Source organism: Bacillus sp. FSL M7-0003 (assembly GCF_038628485.1).
GTDB classification, from domain to species: domain Bacteria; phylum Bacillota; class Bacilli; order Bacillales; family Bacillaceae; genus Bacillus; species Bacillus safensis.
Map to the genome: position 1 here is coordinate 1770025 of NZ_CP152024.1, position 16964 is coordinate 1786988.

Below are 16964 nucleotides of genomic sequence, written 5' to 3' on the forward strand. Positions count from 1 at the left end.
TATGTTTGTTTTGATTGTGATATAAGTGGTTATTATATGATTGATACAATGCTGTTTCATTCGCGTTAAATACTAAACCTTGCTGCTGTTTAAGATCATTTTTTTGAAGTTATAAGTATGTTATGATGAAAACAAACAAAAATAAAAACAAAACAACAACCTTATAGGCAATTTTATGCTGTTTTTCTTTTATTCATATTTAAAAGCGAAAGGAAGTTACACATGTTATTAGCTGAAAGGCATCAAAAAATAGTAGATTTAGTTAATTTACGATCCAGCATTCGTGTTTCAGAATTAAGCGAAATTTTTTCTGTGACAGATGAAACGATTCGCCGGGATCTTGAAAAATTAGAGAAAGAAAATAAGTTGCGGCGAAGCCACGGCGGAGCAGTTAGTATTGAGGAAAAAGAATCAGAAGTTGATTTTTCAGAGCGGGAAATTACGAATGTATTAGAAAAGAAAGTGATTGCACGTGAAGCTGTGAAGCAAGTTGAAGAAGGTGACCGTATTATCCTTGACGCAAGTACCACTGCATGGTACATGTCAAAAATCCTTCCGAATATTCCTTTGACTGTTATCACCAACTCCATTAAGGTGGCCATAGAATTAAGTAAGAAAGAAAAAATTCAGGTGATCTCAACAGGAGGTCTCCTCCTTCCTAAATCGTTGTCCTACGTAGGACCTCTAGCAGAGCGCTCACTGGAAAATTATCATGTGAATAAAGTGTTCTTATCCTGTAAGGGTATTGACTTAAATAGCGGCTTAAGTGATTCAAATGAGTGGCAGGCTCTCTTAAAAAGAAAAATGATTGAACGGTCACATGAGACCATTTTAATGGTCGACTCTAGTAAGTTTGGATACCGTGAATTTTCTCATATCTCTTCATTAAGTGATATTAGCCGCATTATTGTTGACGATAAACTAAGCAATGATGCACATGCCATTTTACGTGATAAAAATATTAATGTTACTTCTGTAGCCTTGATGAGTGAATCTCCTTCATAGTCAAATCCAAATAGAAGATTAAGGTCTCTCCTTTTCTGTGTATATACGTGTTCAAGACAAACCTATATAGGTTTGTCTTTTTCTATATCCACAATTTTATCTTGCCTTATTTATGATGAACCCCTCTCGTAATCAACATTAACAAAAACCAATAATAAAAAAATGTTGTTTTATTTTTGTTTTTATAATAATATGACCATATAAACAAAGAAAAATAAAGATTTTGCAGAAATCAGGGGAAAAAATCCCTTTATTGTGAAGATTAAATTGCTTTTTTTGCAAACGCTTTCTTTATTTTTTCATTTATTCTACAGTACAAGGAGCGAGAGAGATGATAAGAAAAGCCAGTATTATGTTTGTACACAAGGATCAATTTGATGAATACAAACGTCGACATGATGAAATATGGCCGGAAATGGTTGAGGCATTAAAACAGCATGGAGCTCATAACTATTCTATTTTCTTAGAAAAAGAAAGTGGTCAATTGTTTGCTTATTTGGAAATCGAAAATGAAGATAGATGGAACCAGATGGCTAAAAGTGATATTTGTAAAAAATGGTGGGATTACATGGCACCTATCATGGAGACAAATTCAGATAACAGTCCGCGCTCTGTAGATTTAAATGAATTGTTTTACTTAGCATAATTTTTTAGGAAAACAAAGACAGCAAAAATACAGGCATTCAAACGGATGTATCGTTTGAAGGTACTTGAGAGGGGATTTAAATATGGCTGGTAATGCAAAAGGCGGATTAAAGTCTACTATTACTGTAGCAATGTCAAATTATTTGGAGGCAGCATCCATCGTAGCTGCTGCTGGCGGCCTGACACTCTGGATGGAATATTTAAATTTAAATGATTTTAAACTGGGATTATTAGGAGCGCTGAGTGCTAATGGATTTGCTTCAGCTGCAGGAGCCCTCATAGGAGGCGTTCTGGTTGATAAATATGGGCGAAAGTTAATTTATAAATACGATTTATTGGTCTATATGTTTGGTGTCTTATTAACGATGTTGTCTTTTAACTTCCCCATGTTGTTAGCTGGATACATTATTACTGGAGTAGCCGTAGGAGCTGCCATTCCAGCTGCTTGGACGTATATAGCAGAAGAAGCGCCTGAAAATGAACGTGCATCTCGTGTAGGATGGGGACAGTTAGCGTGGTCGGTTGGTCCAGCTATTTCGTTACTCCTCTCTGTCGCCTTGGCCCCATTAGGTCTTTTAGGAAGCCGAATTATTTTTGGTCAATTATTTGTAATCGCTTTAATTACTTGGATTATGCAACAACAAATTAGTGAATCAAAAATATGGGAAGAAGAAAAACAAAAAGAAGAGAATCAAAAAGCAAATGGTGAAAAATTAAAAAGTCCAGTCAAAGAATTATTCACAATCAAAGCAAACCGTCATGCCATTATTTTATTACTAGGGATCTATTGCTTTTGGAACTTAGTAGCTGGTGTAATGGGATACTTCATGCCGTATATTTATCAGACCGTTGGAGGGCTTTCATCATCACAAGCAAATTTATTACAAGCGTTTTTATGGATTTTGACCGTTTTAGGAACGTACTTTGTCTTTATTAAACTAGGTGATAAAGTGAACAGACGTGTATTGTATGGCATAGGAGCGGCAATGGGGATTGCTGCTTGGGCTACTCTTACGTATGGCGGAATGGGCATGACTGAACTGCTTATATTTGTAATATTATGGGGAATTGCAGCTGGTTTTGGTGCTCAAGCATTTTATGGTCTTTGGTCAAGTGAGTTATTTCATACAAAATACCGTGCAAAGGCACAAGGATTCCTTTTTTGTACAGCGCGTGTAGCCGTTGGCCTTATATCACTTGTGATTCCAACGATGATTTCTACATTAGGATTTAAAATATCAGGTTCTATTATGATTGGGTTTCTTGTAATTGCTGCAATTATTGGATTAGTCATGGCGCCAGAAACAAGAGGAAAATCATTAAAAGAAATTGAAAAAGAACGATACAGCGCTTAAAAAAATAGCCAAGCTTTCTTTGAGAAGCTTGGTTATTTTTCTGCCTCCCCTCTGCTCTCCTTACTACAATAAAAAATAGAGATTCCAAATGGAAACTCTATTTTTTATATCAACCAACCTTACACAATGAAATAAAAAGCTTTTAAAGGTCCATGCACACCTACGACCAAATTCATTTCGATATCTGCAGAATTACTTGGTCCAGAAATAAAGTGAATACAAGAAGCAACAGCTTCTCCCTTTTCCACACGTTGGTTTAGGTCAGAAACAGCCTGTGTAATACGTGCCACAATCGTTTCACGCGGGATAATCGTGACATAGACAGTCGGCAAAAAGTGAAGTGCCCGCCCTTGTCCCTCATGAGTTTTTACAACAATTGTTCCTGACTCGGCAAGTGCATAGTCACTGAATGTAATACCAATATTGGCTTTTTCGGCGAGGGAATGATTCGCTTCACGTCCTCTTTTTGAATCCCATACATGTACCTCTATATTTTCTTCCGGCCATTCTTTTTCAAGTAAATCTGTTAAGCCATATTCTTTGAAACGTGAATCTTGGGCTGTCATTACGGGCCCCCCGCCATGTTCAGCAACAATTTTCTTTAAATCTTCAGCTAAGTGATCTTTTGTTGTTTCAAAAACAGTGGTATGAATTTTGCTGCAGTGCTCTGTGAACGTAGCGATTAACTCCTTTTCTGTATAACCTTTCATTACATCCCAGTTTACGTTATTCTTCCACTCTGGACGTACAACACCACTTATTCGTCTTTCCCGTCCCAGCTGTTTAGCCACATGATTTAAAAAAACTTCCTGATTTTGAGCTGTTCCTCTCATTACTTTTCACCACCTTTTTTATGATTGTCAAACCAGTCTCGAAAACGTTCTTTACTTGGAGCTGGGAATTCTCGAATTTCAGTCCAATTTTTTAATGGGCCAATTCCTTTGGAGACTCGATCTCCTGATACAATGGGCTTCATAGCTGTAGGTGCCATTTTTGTACCTAGTTTGTATAGAGCAGCAGATGATGCTCCCATTCCAAACATTTTCATCGCTAGTTTCTCACCTAGAGGAGCACGTCCTTTTTTTTCAACAATTACTTGACGATGTTTTAAAAGTAGTTCGTGTAGCGGAATTTTAACTGGACAAGCATCAGTACATGCTGCACAAAGAGTTGATGCATATGGCAGTTCTTTATAATCGTCATATCCACCTAAAAGTGGACTTAATACTGCACCAATTGGCCCCGGATAGATAGAGCCATAAGAATGTCCTCCGACATGACGATATACTGGACATACATTAATACATGCCGCACAACGGATGCATTGTAATACTTGTTGGAACTCAGACCCTAAGATTTCAGAACGGCCGTTATCAACGACAACAAGGTGAAATTCTTCTGGACCATCTGCCTCTTCTTCATATTTAGGCCCTACTGTTGTAATGTAACTCGTTAGCTTTTGCCCTACTGCACTTCTGCAAAGCAATCCAACGAGTACATCCAGCTCCTCCATTGTTGGTACAAGACGTTCCATTCCCATTACAGCGATTTGCGTTTTTGGAATAGCAGTTACAAGATCCGCATTTCCTTCATTGGTCACTAAACAGATTGATCCTGTATTTGCAACGGCAAAGTTGCAACCGGTGACACCGATTTCTGCTTCAAGAAATTTTTCGCGCAGGATTTTACGAACAAATTTTGTCATCTCGTAAGGATCTTCCGACTTTCCATAACCTAGTTTTTCTTGAAATACATCACGAATTTGTTCTTTTTTCATATGAAGAGCCGGCGCTACGATGTGGGAAGGTGGTTCATGATCATCAACTTGCAAAATGTATTCGCCAAGGTCACTTTCTACCACTTCACAACCTATGTCTTCTAAAGTTTTATTCATTTCGATTTCTTCGGTTACCATTGATTTGGATTTCACGACTTTCTTGGCTTGTTTTTTTTCTGCAACTTCCTTTATGTATTGAGCGGCGTCTTCTTTTGTTTTCGCAAAAAAGACATGTCCCCCGCGTTTTGTAACATTTTCACTTAATTGCATTAAGTAATAATCTAAATTCTCCAGCGTGTGTTGACGGATTTGCTCCCCTAAATCACGCCATTCTTCCCAGTTCCCAAGCTCTTCACTAGCTGCCAAACGACGTGTATACAGGCGTTCTTGAGCTGTAGACACAGCTTCACGCATCGTAGAATCTTGGATTCCTTTATCAATACGTTCATTAAATTTTTTATCACTAATTTTCATGCTCATGTCGTGTTCCCCCCCCTTGAATTAACGGCTATTTAATACCTCTGCAATATGCAGTACCCGCGCAGATTTTCCTAAACGTTCTATTCGTCCTCCAATATTCATTAAACATCCACAATCTGCACTAATTAAATAGTCCGCACCTGTCTGTTCAACACTTTCTACTTTTTCGTCTACCATTTGTTCAGATATTGGCATCATTTTCACAGAAAAAGTTCCACCAAATCCACAGCAATTTTGGGCGTTGGGAAGTTGCTCAACCTCTAATTCTTTTACATTAGAAAGCAGCGTAAAAGGTGCTTCCTTCACACCTAGCAAACGTGTCATATGACAAGATGTATGATAGGTCGCTTTCCCTTTTAAACGTGCCCCTACATCTGTAACCTTTAACACCTCTACGATAAATTGAGTTAGTTCATACGTTTTCTCAGCAAGACGCCTTGCTCGCTCCTCCCATTGAAAATCTCCTTTGAATATATGTGGATATTCGTGGAACATCGCTGCACAAGAACCAGAGGGAGTTACTATATACTCTGCATCTTCAAAGGTTTGAATCATATTTTTCGCTGCTTGCTTGGCTTCGGCAACATAGCCACTATTATAGGCGGGCTGGCCACAACATACTTGTGATGTAGGAAATGATACTTCACAACCAAGGTGTTCAAGTATCTCAACTGTTGCCTTACCAACATTCGGCTGGAAAGTATCAATTAAACATGTAATAAATAAGCTCACTTTCAATTTTAAAACCTCCTCATAACGAATATTTAGATTTACCTGGTCGGCTGATGATTGATAAGTAAAAGCAGGCCCCTTCTCTCATAAGTATTTTATTGTGTATTCTCCATGTGAGATGAATATGATTCCCTTCAATTAGCACGCGTAGAGTGGAAAAAACATTGAGTTGTAACCTATTCATCTAAAAAGGAATCCTTGTAATATAAACAGGGGAATTGATCTATTAGACCCTTCCCCTGACTGTATCTTTTTGTAAATTTACTAGTTAGCCTTTCATGATTTTTTAGGCTAATACAGAGTTTCTTTTTGTTAATACATCTTGCTCATATTGTTTCACTTCTTCCAGCCATGTTTCTTTTACAGGCACGCCCATTTTTTCACAATAGTAATCCCAGATTGCACCGAAAGGATACGTTTTGAATTCCTCTATTAATGCTAATCTTTCTGTAAAGTTTCCATCTTCCTGTAACTCTTTTAAATGTTCATTTGGTACTAACATTGCATATAGTAACGATTTAATCATGTTTCTTGTTCCAATTGTCCATGCTGCAACTCGGTTAATACTTGCATCAAAGAAATCAAGGCCAATCATCACTTTATCCAATGCTTGATTTCGAACAATTTCGAGACCAATTTCACGTAACTCATCATCCAGCGTCACAACATGATCACTGTCCCAGCGAACAGGACGAGAAACATGAAGGGCAAGCTTGTCACTGTAAAGCAGCATAGATGAAATTTTGTTTGATACCATTTCAGTCGGATGGAAATGTCCTGTATCTAATAAACATAGTTTATTATTCTTTAATGCGTATCCAAGATAAAATTCATGCGATCCAACCACATAAGATTCAGAACCAATACCGAATAACTTACTTTCAACGGCATCAAGATTATAGTTTTCATTGATCTCCTCTTCAAAAATCTTATCTAACGAATCTTTTAACCGTTGACGAGGCGTTAGTCGATCACTTGGAATATCTTTATAACCATCTGGAATCCAAATATTTGTTAAGGATGCTGTTCCTAATTCTTTACCAAAATACTCACCAATTTTGCGGCTGGCGATACAATGATTGATCCAAAAATTTCTGATATGTTCATCAGGATGAGACAACGTTAGCCCATCTGCTGCTTTTTCATGTGAGAATAATGTTGGATTGAAATCTAAGCCTACACCTTGATCTTTAGCCCATTTCACCCAGTTTTCAAAGTGTCTTGGCTCTAATTGATCCCTTTCAACGACTTCTCTATTTGTTTCCGCATAAATGGCATGTAAGTTCACACGATGTTTTCCAGGAATTAAAGACAACGCTTTCTCTAAATCTGCTCTTAGTTGTTGAGGTGTGGTTGCTTTACCAGGATAATTTCCCGTTACATCAATTCCACCTGACAATTCTCCTTTATTTACTTCAAATCCAGCAATGTCATCTCCCTGCCAGCAATGAATGGAAATCGGTACATTTTTTAATTGTTCCAATACTTCATCAACATTGATTCCCCATTTTTCATATTCTTTTTTCGCAATCTCATAATTTTCTCTTATTGTCATGTGATATTCTTCCTTTCTTTTTTACGGTGTCGTTACTGTTAAAGGTGTGTATTTTTTAACCTTAAAAGAGTTCTTAATGATTGTTCTTGCTTCTTTTATATCTTCAATTTCGCCAACTGCCATTAACTGCGTTACAATATTTCCAATGGTGGTTGCTTCAACTGGACCAGCGTATACTTCTTTTTTTGTTGCGTCAGCAATTAGTTGATTTAACAGTTCATTTTGGCAACCCCCTCCGATCACATTAATTTGATTGAATGTTCTTTCAAAAATTTCTTCAATTTGATTAATGGCTTGCTGGTAGCTGCATACTAAACTGTCAAACACACATTTTGCTACTTCTCCAGGTCTAGATGGAATTGGCTGGTTTGTTTCTTGACAATAACTTTGAATCTCTTGAATCATATTTTCTGGCTTTAAAAACCGTGGATCATCTACATTAACGATGGATTTAAATGTTTGAGCCTGATTAGCTAAGACGACCAACTCTGCAAAAGAAAATTGATTTTTATAATTTCTTTTCACTTCTTGTATCATCCAAAGCCCCATAATATTCTTTAAAAATCTATAGCGATAATCAATGCCGCCCTCATTGGTGAAATTGTAATCTAAAGCTTTTGTAATACATATTGGAAAATGATTTTCTACACCAACTAAAGACCACGTTCCTGAACTAATATAGATTGTTTCTTCCTGCTCAGGAACCGAAATGACAGCTGAACCAGTATCGTGAGTGGCTGGGAGAATAACCTTCATATTAAAGCCGAATTCCTCTATTAAATCTTCAGTCAATGTACCCAACACTGTTTTGGGGGTATGAATTTCTTGGAACATTTCTTTGTTCATGCCTAGTTGATCTAATATTTCATGATCCCATTTCTTTGTGAAAGCATTAACCAGCTGAGTTGAAGTGGCATTTGTGTATTCGTTTGCCTTTTTTCCTGTTAATAAATAATGAAAATAGTCAGGAACCATTAGAAAAGATTTTGCATTTTCTAAAATCTCCGGATGATTTTGTTTGATTGAATAAAGTTGATAAATCGTATTAAATTTTTGAAATTGAATTCCTGTCTCTAGATACAAACGTTCCTTCATGAATGTTTTAAAAACCTCATCCATCATCCCGTCTGTTCTCGAATCGCGATAGGCAACAAAATCTGTTAAAGGTTTGTTCCATTCATCTAGTAAAACAAAGTCTACTGCCCATGTATCAATACCGATACTTTCTGGAGATAATCCCATTTCACTACATTGATGGATTCCCTTTTTTATTTCTTCAAATAATCGATCAAGCTCCCAGCAAAACTGGCCATTTTTTTGGACCATTTTATTCTCGAAACGGTGGATTTCTTTTAGATTTAAAAGTCCATCTTCAAGATGACCCGCTATTAATCTTCCACTAGAAGCACCAATATCAACTGCTAAACAACATTTCTTCATTTTAATCACCCTTTGCATGAAAGCGTTTGCTTATGTCTTTATATTAAGCCAGCTAAAAGGAGAAAATAATGTCTAAAATGATTTATTTATTGTCCTTATTTGCAATTGTTTAAAATAAAAAAGAACATTTAGCAGCATCTTATCTTTTTGCTAAGTGTTCTCTGAATTGCTTTGGGGTCTGATGATATTTGTTTTTAAAAATCCGATAGAAATAACTTACATTATCATATCCAACTTGATCTATAACAGAGGCAATTGGCATATCTGTACTTTCCAGTAACTCTTTCGCTTTATTTAAACGTTTTTCTTGAAGTAATTCTTTAAATGTATAGTTGGTAGCCTTTTTAATCTCTTTACTTAAAGCATAAGCGGGCTGGCTTAATTTTGTGGCTAATTCATTCAGTGATGCACGCTGGAAATGTTCATCAATATACTTTAATGATTCAACAATTAAATAATGTTGTACAGGATTGTCTTCTGTATGTTCGGCCTTATCAGCGTGTTTAATTAACTCCACCATTAAAAGCCCCATATACAATTTAATGGTGGATTCAGACATAAAAGCAGGAGACATAATTTCAATAATAATTTTTTTTATTAATTCTTGAATGCTTTCTACATCTGAAACTTTAAAGTAAAGGAATTGTCCATTTTGAGTACTGTTATATAAACTGTTAATTAAGAAATTACTAATTCTGTTTTCAGTCGTTAAAAACGAAAAGATAAAATCAAAAAAATGAGGTAAAATGATAAAATTAATAATAATGTCTTCTTCTGCACAAGCTTGAGTTTCATGCTCAATATGCTGGTTTAAAAATAACAGCTCCCCTTGTTGCAATTTTATTCTTTGATTCCCTACTTTTTGGTTATACTGTCCATTGTAAACATAATTAATCTCAATGTAGTCGTGTTTATGTTTAGGAAAATCCACAAAGCGTGTATGTTTTCGAACCGTAATCATACTCTCTTGATTGAGAAATTTTTGACTTTCTATAATAAAATTAGACTGATTGGTATAAATGTCTTTATTTATCTCTCTTCTGTTTTGTAGAATCAGTTCCTCTTCATCTGTTATCTTTAATAATTGATTGAGAAGATCATGTTGCATAGGTTTCTCCTTTGTTTATAATCTTACTTCATTGTTTATTAGACTTCTTCAACCAAAGCCCACATACCTTCTTTCTTTTATAGAGTCTAACTCCATGCTTTTTAAAAAGAGACTACCTGAAGTAGTCTCTTTATTATTTCCCAAGCTCATAGGTTTGTACAAAAGTGCTTCTGCAAGAGTGGCTTTGACTCCTGTTTGTTCAATTATCTAAAAATGAATGATTCCTAATTCTATTGATGTTTTAATTGCTTCAGCTCTTGATGTCACATTTAGTTTTTGATAAATGTTTGTTAAATGTGCTTTTACAGTTCTCTCGGAAATTCCCATATCAAATGCAATTTCCTTACTCCGAAACCCTCTAGCTACTGCTTGCAAAACGAGCATTTCTTTTTCGGTAAGCAAGTGGTTGTCTGTTTTCAATTTTTCTTGAGGTTCTTTGTGTAAGGTTGATTCAAATACCTTTGAGGCCACATTTGATTGAAGTAAAATGTCTCCTCTAATGGCCGCTTCAATTGTATTAAATAAGTTTTCTCTGCTGGCATCCTTTAAGAGGTAGCCTTTTGCACCAAGCTGTAACCCTTGGATCATTAATTTTTCTTCATTATAAGTAGTCAAAATGAGTACAGGAACTTTTATTTGAAGAGTCTGCATTTCTCTAAGCATATCAAGCCCGCTCATCATTGGCATGTTGAGGTCAAGTAATACAAGGTCTGGGGATTTTTCTTTTATGACATCTATCCCCTTTCCTCCATCTTCTGCTTCTCCAACAACTTCAAATCTTTCGTCTGTTTCAAGAATTAATTTTAATCCTTCTCTCACAACATAATGATCATCAACAATCACAATTCGATAAGACACTGTATTTACTCCTTTTTCAAAGGTATGTTCACTATTACTTGTGTACCTTCATTTTTTTTACTTTTCAAATGGATCTCTCCACCAAGCAGCCGAACACGTTCTGACATACCAATGATGCCGTAATGTCCAAAAGTGGATTCTCGTTTTTTCTCATCAAATCCCACTCCATTGTCTGCTATTTTCAAATGGATGTGATCACCTTGTTGTACCATCACTAACTCGACATGGCTTGCTTTGGCATGTTTTGAAACATTCGTTAAGCATTCTTTTATCATGTAAACAGTATGTTCAATAAAAAAAGGTGACATATTCTGAGGTACAGATATCTTTGTACGAATTGGGATATTCGTTGCTGTCGTAAATCGATTTACTTCATTTTTCACTGTTTCAGTTAAATCGTATTGATCATGACGATCCTTCCGAAGATCATCAATCACCATTCGTGCCTCACCTAATGTTTTTCGCGCTTGGCTCATTGAGCCCTTGATAATGCTTTGAGCACGCTGGGTATTTTGGTTCTCTAAATGTGCTTGAACAGCTTCCAATTGCATAATAATGCCTGCAAGCCCTTGTGCAAGGGTATCATGTAAATCTCTCGCCATTCTTTGACGTTCATTAGCAAGGGTTAACTCCTCCACCTGCTGATGTGCGAGTTCGAGTTCCTTTAGAAACGTTTGAGTTCGTATTCTAGCCTTTACTTGTCTAAAAAATAAGATAGAGTATGCAACGACCACAATAAGGATAAGAAATAAAATCGGAATGTAGACAGTCAGATCATCTGTATCATTAACCAAAATAAGAGCTAGAAAAAAAAGCACATAAAAACAAAGTCCTGTCAAAATAATCTTTAATGTATGATAGTATACACCGATGCTTTGAGCAATTAATAACGGTAAAAGACCAATTAAAATAACAGGAGAGGCAGCTTGCATAGCTAAAACACAAAGTAGAATAACGATTCCTTGTATGAAGAAATAAATCCAAGGCTTCTTCTTGAACCAATAAAATGACCACCAGTGCAAAATGAGATGGATCGCGATAAGGCCAGAAAAAAACAAACTTGAAAGCGATAAAGATGCTGTTAAAAACTGAAAAATCATCGCTGCAGCATACACAAGAACGCCCCATAATAACGTGGGAATTCGGGAATAGATCATTTCATTAAATGGGTCTATCCGTTTCTTAACCATAAACTCTCACCTTCCAAACCCCATCATAACACGAAAAATACCGCCCGCCTTTTAAAGAGGCAAGGGCGGTATTAGAATTTTAACATTTTAAAAAGAATACATTATATAATCTTCTTTTCTTTTTGGGCAATTGACTCTCCTTCAATATCAATATGCGGAAGCAATCGTGCCAGCCATTTTGGTAAGTACCAATTTGCCCGCCCTAATAGCATCATACAAGCAGGGATAAAGGTCATTCTAATGACAAATGCATCGAATAAAACCCCAAATGCCAATGTTAATCCCATTGTTTTAATAATCAAGTCTTGAGCAAAAATAAAGCTTGCGAAAACGAAAATCATAATTAAGCCTGCTGCAGTTACAACCCTGCCACTATGCTGTAAGCCAGAAATAACTGATTTCTTTGCATCATGAGATAGAAGGAATTCTTCCCTCATTCTACTAACTAAAAATACTTCATAATCCATTGCAAGACCAAATAATATTCCTGTTACTAGTACAGGCATAAAGTTTAACAACGGTCCTGCTGCAGGTATTCCAAACAATGGGGCAAGGTGTCCATCCTGTAAAACAAAGACAGCAAAACCTAATGTAGCAGTTAATGTCATTAAAAAACCTAGTACAGCCTTTAATGGAACAAGGAATGATCTAAATACAAGAATCATTAACACAAAAGCAAATCCAATAATGACTCCTGCAAATTTTGGCAATGCTTCACTGAGTCTATCTGAAATATCTATATTCACGGCAGTAGAACCAGTCACAAGAAACTTTGTGTCAGTCACACTCGATACATTTCGAATGTCTTTCACTAATTGCTTCGTTTCTTTATCCTCCGGACCACTTCTAGGTAAGATTGTTAACATTGCGTACTCACCCGATGGATCAGGGATCGCCGGCGTGATTTGTTTGATACCATCCATTTTTTCTAACAATTTTGATGATTTCTCGACGGACTCGGACTTCATCGTTTTATCTGCTTGAGAGGCATCTATGATGACAACAAGTGGTCCATTAAACCCCTTGCCAAAACCTTCTGCTAAAAGATCGTATCCTTTACGTTCAGTTGTTTCTTTGCCTTTCATACCGTTATCCGGAAGACCAAGCTCCATATGAAGTGCTGGCCAGCTTATCAATCCTGTCAATAAAATGACACCTAGCATTATTTTACCCGGATGCTTTTGAATAAATCTTCCCCAGCCCATTGTTTTTTTCTCTTTTTTTGGCTGTAATTTAGAAAATAACTTATTTTTCCTAGAAGGACTCACCTTATCTCCAAGAAGCCCTAGTATAGCTGGAACAATCGTGAGGGAAACAAGCATAACAGATAGTACCATAAAGGCTCCCACAAGGCCCATGATACCTAGAAACGGTATGTCAACTAATACAAGTCCACATAATGCAACAATGACAGTGACGCCCGCAAATAATACAGCACTTCCTGCGGTACCCACTGCTCTAGCAGCAGCCTCATTCAAATTGTAGCCTTCTGCTAACAGCTGTCGATATCTTGAAATGATAAACAGCGCATAATCAATTCCTACTGCAAGACCAATCATCACCGCTAATGTGAGACTAAATGCAGACATGTCTACAAAGTTTGAGGTGATTAAAATGACCATCACACCTATTACTAACCCAATCACAGCCGTCAATATTGGTAATCCTGCGACCAAAAGTGAAGCAAATGTAAAGGCTAAAATCAAGAAGGCGAAGATAATCCCTATGATTTCAGAAATGCCACCTACTTCAATTTCAGAGAATGTCACGGAGCCGCCTAATTCCGTTTGGATGCCCGCATCTTTTGAAATCTTTATGCTATTTAATACTTTCTCTTTTGAGGATTCCTTTACCTTGTCCGCTTTCACTCGATACGTAATATCAGCATATCCTATTTTCTTATCTTTACTTATCGTAAAGGTCTCATATAAATCGGTCACCTGCTTAACTGCTTTATCCTTTTTAATTTCTTTTATCGTCTCATTAATTTTATGTTTCACTTTCTTTGCTTCTAAAGTTTCATCTTTAGGTGCTTTAAATATTAGACGAATCGTTCCCTCATCATCACCTGCTGGGAACTTCTTTTCCAAGAGATCCATCGCTTTTTCAGATTTTGTTCCTGGAATCGACATATCTCCATTAAATGAAACGCCTGTCCCTATTGTTGCTGCAACTACAGCTACTAAAATAAGTAACCAACCGATTAACATTCGTTTCGGCTTAGTAAAAGCAAAGTTTCCTAAGTTATATAAAAATTTAGCCATTCACTTACTCCTTTTTCATCGAATTCATGATATTCACCTCTTTATTCTACGTAATGAAATAGTTGATTGAAATTGTACTTTTGGGCAAAAGGGATTGTACATTTAGGCAAGAAAAAGAGCATCTCTTTTGAGATACCCTTCTATTTATAGAGAGCGTTCATTTTATCTATATCATCATTTGGCCAATTCCGGATCAGTTGTATTAGTCATATCTGGTTATTTTGATTTAATTCCTGCACCACAAAGAGGTATGACGATTGTTTCTTTTGCTTCCTTTTTATATTTCATGTAGCCAGCAAAATTGACTGCAGATGTTACTTCCACATAAAATCCTTTCTCACTTAGTTTAGAGCGTGCATTCAATATCTCATCCTCTTCAATATCTATAAATGTACCATTGGTATCTTGTACAGCTTCTAGAATTTGTTTGGAGCGCGCCGGGGCAGCAATGGCTATCCCTTCTGCTAAGGTCCCTGTATTCGTAACAGGCGATGCTGATTCCTCCGCGTTTTGATAAGCTTTCACGAGAGGAGCACAGTTTTTCGCTTGGATGGCAATGATTTTCGGTATTTTATGAATTAAACCATTTTCAAATAACTCTTTAAAACCGTAATATGCACCTAGGAGGAGAGTACCATTTCCAACCGGAATGATTAATGCATCAGGTGCTCCTTTTACTTGTTCATAAATTTCATAGGCGTATGTTTTTGTTCCTTCAAAAAAATAAGGATTATACACATGGCTTGCATAAAAAACGTTTTCGGCGTCTACTGCTTTTTGCGCCGCGGCTGCAATATCCTCTCGTGTACCGCGAATTTCTTTAATCGTTGCTCCATGGGCTTTTATTTGAGCGATCTTTTTAGGTGAAGTTTCATCGCTTAGATAGATGTCACATGCAATCTCGCAACGAGCTGCATAAGCGGCAATCGCCGTTCCTGCATTCCCGCTGCTATCCGCAATGACTTTTGCTACCCCTAATTCCTTTGCCTTTGTCATTAAAACAGCAGCTCCTCGATCTTTAAAGGATAGCGTAGGCATCATATAATCAACTTTTACATAAGTGTTTGGCTCATGAGGATCTAAAACGATTAACGGAGTTTGGCCTTCACCCATTGTTACAGATTCCCAAGTCTTTGACCCTTTTGAAAATGGCATGGTTTCAACATAACGCCATAATGAGTTTGGGTAGTGATTCCAAGCCGCAATATCTATTTGAGGGGTATCTTTCACCAGGTTTAATACGCCGTTACAATCACATTTCCATAAAGTTGGTGTCATCTCATACTTTTTACCGCAATCGTTACAAATCAATTGATTCATCAATCCTCAGCCCCTTTGAATAATTTTTTATATAAAATATACTTTTTTATATATCATAGGCAAAAAAATATTCTAAATATAAGAAATAGCATCAATTTCAATTTTGAAACCAAAATGTAATTCATTCGTTGGTACAACAGTACGTGCTGGTTGATGTTCACCGAAAAATTCAGTGTAAACCGAATCTACTTTGTCCCATAGTTCAATATCAGAAATGTATAATGTCATACGCAAAATCTTTTCTTTTTTACTTCCGGCTGCTTCTACAATCATCTCCACATTCTTAAGCGCTTGTAATGTCTCTTCCTCAATGGGGCCGAATTCTTTTTCTCTCGTTTCGGGATTGATGGCAAATTGTCCTGAAACATAGACCGTGTTTTGATGAATGGTTGCGAATGCATAGTGTCCGTTGGATTTTAGATTCCCTACCTCGAGGATGCTTTTCATTTCGTTTCCCCTTCATTCGATTTATGTTTGATTTCATCCAAATAGCTATAGACGGTGACTTTAGAAATACCTAACATAGATGCGACCTTCTCAACTGAACCTTTCATTAAAAAGATTCCCTTTTCATCCATGAACCTTATTAATTCAATTTTTTCATGACGTTTCATGACTGGGTGGACACTGTTTTGAATGATCTGTTGAATCAATTGATCTACGATTCCTTCCACATTTTCAAGATCATCATTTGATGTTGTTTCATTCTCTTGAACTTCAACTTTTGTAGAAAGAAAAGTATCCATAAATTGCTGCATTTGATTCAATGCTTCAACATCAAAATTGATACAGAATGCCCCGATCACCTTTTTCTTCGAATCACGAATTAATGAAGTCGAAGAACGAATGGTACGGTTGTCTTCTGTTTTAAATGTATACCCAGCAAGATAATCTTCTTTAAAATCTTCTGATTGTAAAACAGTCTTTACCAAATGATCAAATGATTGACCGATTTTTCTTCCCGTCACATGATGATTGACTGTAAACATGACAGATGCTTGTGGGTTCGTTAAATCATGAATAACGACTTCACAATTTGGTCCAAACATTTTTGCCGTAGATTTTGCTAAAGGAATATAGCTCTCTAATAAATTCTTCGTATTTTCCATGCTTAAGCACCTCATTTATTTATTCTACTAGATTATATAATTTTTTATATATAAAAACAATATATAGATTTTTTTATATATGTTGAAAAAGTTAAGAAAATATAAAAAAAAGCAGCCATTGACTGC

Annotated in this window: 15 protein-coding genes; 3 read left to right on the top strand and 12 right to left on the bottom strand. The window is 36.4% G+C overall.

Features of this window, described 5'->3' with window-relative positions; genetic code table 11:
- Positions 1-222: 222 nt before the first annotated feature.
- The 3 genes from MHI23_RS08975 (at position 223) to MHI23_RS08985 (ending at position 3005) form a co-directional block, all read left to right on the top strand.
- On the top strand, positions 223-1005 hold the full coding sequence (locus MHI23_RS08975; protein WP_224426495.1) for a DeoR/GlpR family DNA-binding transcription regulator: 783 nt from the start codon (positions 223-225) through the stop codon (positions 1003-1005).
- Between the two features lie 331 nt (positions 1006-1336).
- Positions 1337-1651 carry an L-rhamnose mutarotase gene (gene rhaM / locus MHI23_RS08980; RefSeq protein WP_056766886.1) on the top strand — a complete coding sequence of 105 codons (315 nt, stop codon included), beginning with the start codon at positions 1337-1339 and terminating at the stop codon, positions 1649-1651.
- An 82-nt stretch (positions 1652-1733) separates the two neighbouring features.
- Positions 1734-3005, top strand: coding sequence for an MFS transporter (locus MHI23_RS08985; RefSeq protein WP_125587379.1), 1272 nt, complete (start codon positions 1734-1736; stop codon positions 3003-3005).
- A 119-nt stretch (positions 3006-3124) separates the two neighbouring features.
- Here the strand turns inward: MHI23_RS08985 and MHI23_RS08990 are convergent, their stop codons facing one another.
- The 12 genes from MHI23_RS08990 to MHI23_RS09045 all read right to left on the bottom strand — a co-directional run bounded on the left by MHI23_RS08990 (position 3125) and on the right by MHI23_RS09045 (position 16838).
- Entirely contained in the window at positions 3125-3838 is a 714-nt protein-coding gene (locus MHI23_RS08990; RefSeq protein ID WP_224426493.1) for a lactate utilization protein C, read from the bottom strand.
- A complete protein-coding gene (locus tag MHI23_RS08995; protein ID WP_342492447.1) occupies positions 3838-5262 on the bottom strand; it encodes a LutB/LldF family L-lactate oxidation iron-sulfur protein in 1425 nt (474 codons plus the stop codon). The genes MHI23_RS08990 and MHI23_RS08995 overlap by 1 nt, the downstream gene beginning before the upstream one ends.
- 21 nt (positions 5263-5283) lie before the next feature.
- The gene (locus tag MHI23_RS09000) at positions 5284-6000 is read right to left on the bottom strand and encodes a (Fe-S)-binding protein (protein WP_342492448.1); all 717 of its coding nucleotides are present in this window, start codon (positions 5998-6000) and stop codon (positions 5284-5286) included.
- Positions 6001-6280: 280 nt separating this feature from the next.
- Positions 6281-7549 carry an L-rhamnose isomerase gene (gene rhaA, locus MHI23_RS09005; protein ID WP_224426491.1) on the bottom strand — a complete coding sequence of 423 codons (1269 nt, stop codon included), beginning with the start codon at positions 7547-7549 and terminating at the stop codon, positions 6281-6283.
- A 21-nt stretch (positions 7550-7570) separates the two neighbouring features.
- Complete coding sequence (gene rhaB / locus MHI23_RS09010) at positions 7571-8989, bottom strand: rhamnulokinase (RefSeq protein ID WP_224426490.1); 1419 nt, start codon at positions 8987-8989, stop codon at positions 7571-7573.
- A gap of 139 nt (positions 8990-9128) precedes the next feature.
- On the bottom strand, positions 9129-10097 hold the full coding sequence (locus MHI23_RS09015) for an AraC family transcriptional regulator (protein ID WP_342492449.1): 969 nt from the start codon (positions 10095-10097) through the stop codon (positions 9129-9131).
- 207 nt (positions 10098-10304) lie between these two features.
- A complete protein-coding gene (locus MHI23_RS09020; RefSeq protein ID WP_224426488.1) occupies positions 10305-10955 on the bottom strand; it encodes a response regulator transcription factor in 651 nt (216 codons plus the stop codon).
- Positions 10956-10960: 5 nt separating this feature from the next.
- Positions 10961-12145 carry a sensor histidine kinase gene (locus MHI23_RS09025; protein ID WP_125587384.1) on the bottom strand — a complete coding sequence of 395 codons (1185 nt, stop codon included), beginning with the start codon at positions 12143-12145 and terminating at the stop codon, positions 10961-10963.
- Between the two features lie 101 nt (positions 12146-12246).
- A complete protein-coding gene (locus MHI23_RS09030; RefSeq protein ID WP_224426487.1) occupies positions 12247-14409 on the bottom strand; it encodes an MMPL family transporter in 2163 nt (720 codons plus the stop codon).
- 216 nt (positions 14410-14625) lie between these two features.
- Positions 14626-15729 carry a threonine synthase gene (locus tag MHI23_RS09035; RefSeq protein ID WP_224426486.1) on the bottom strand — a complete coding sequence of 368 codons (1104 nt, stop codon included), beginning with the start codon at positions 15727-15729 and terminating at the stop codon, positions 14626-14628.
- A 72-nt stretch (positions 15730-15801) separates the two neighbouring features.
- Positions 15802-16176: a RidA family protein gene (locus MHI23_RS09040; RefSeq protein ID WP_342492450.1), complete on the bottom strand. Its 375-nt coding sequence runs from the start codon at positions 16174-16176 to the stop codon at positions 15802-15804.
- A complete protein-coding gene (locus MHI23_RS09045; RefSeq protein WP_024427109.1) occupies positions 16173-16838 on the bottom strand; it encodes a helix-turn-helix transcriptional regulator in 666 nt (221 codons plus the stop codon). Before MHI23_RS09045 ends, MHI23_RS09040 begins: the two co-directional genes overlap by 4 nt.
- Between the last annotated feature and the right edge of the window lie 126 nt (positions 16839-16964).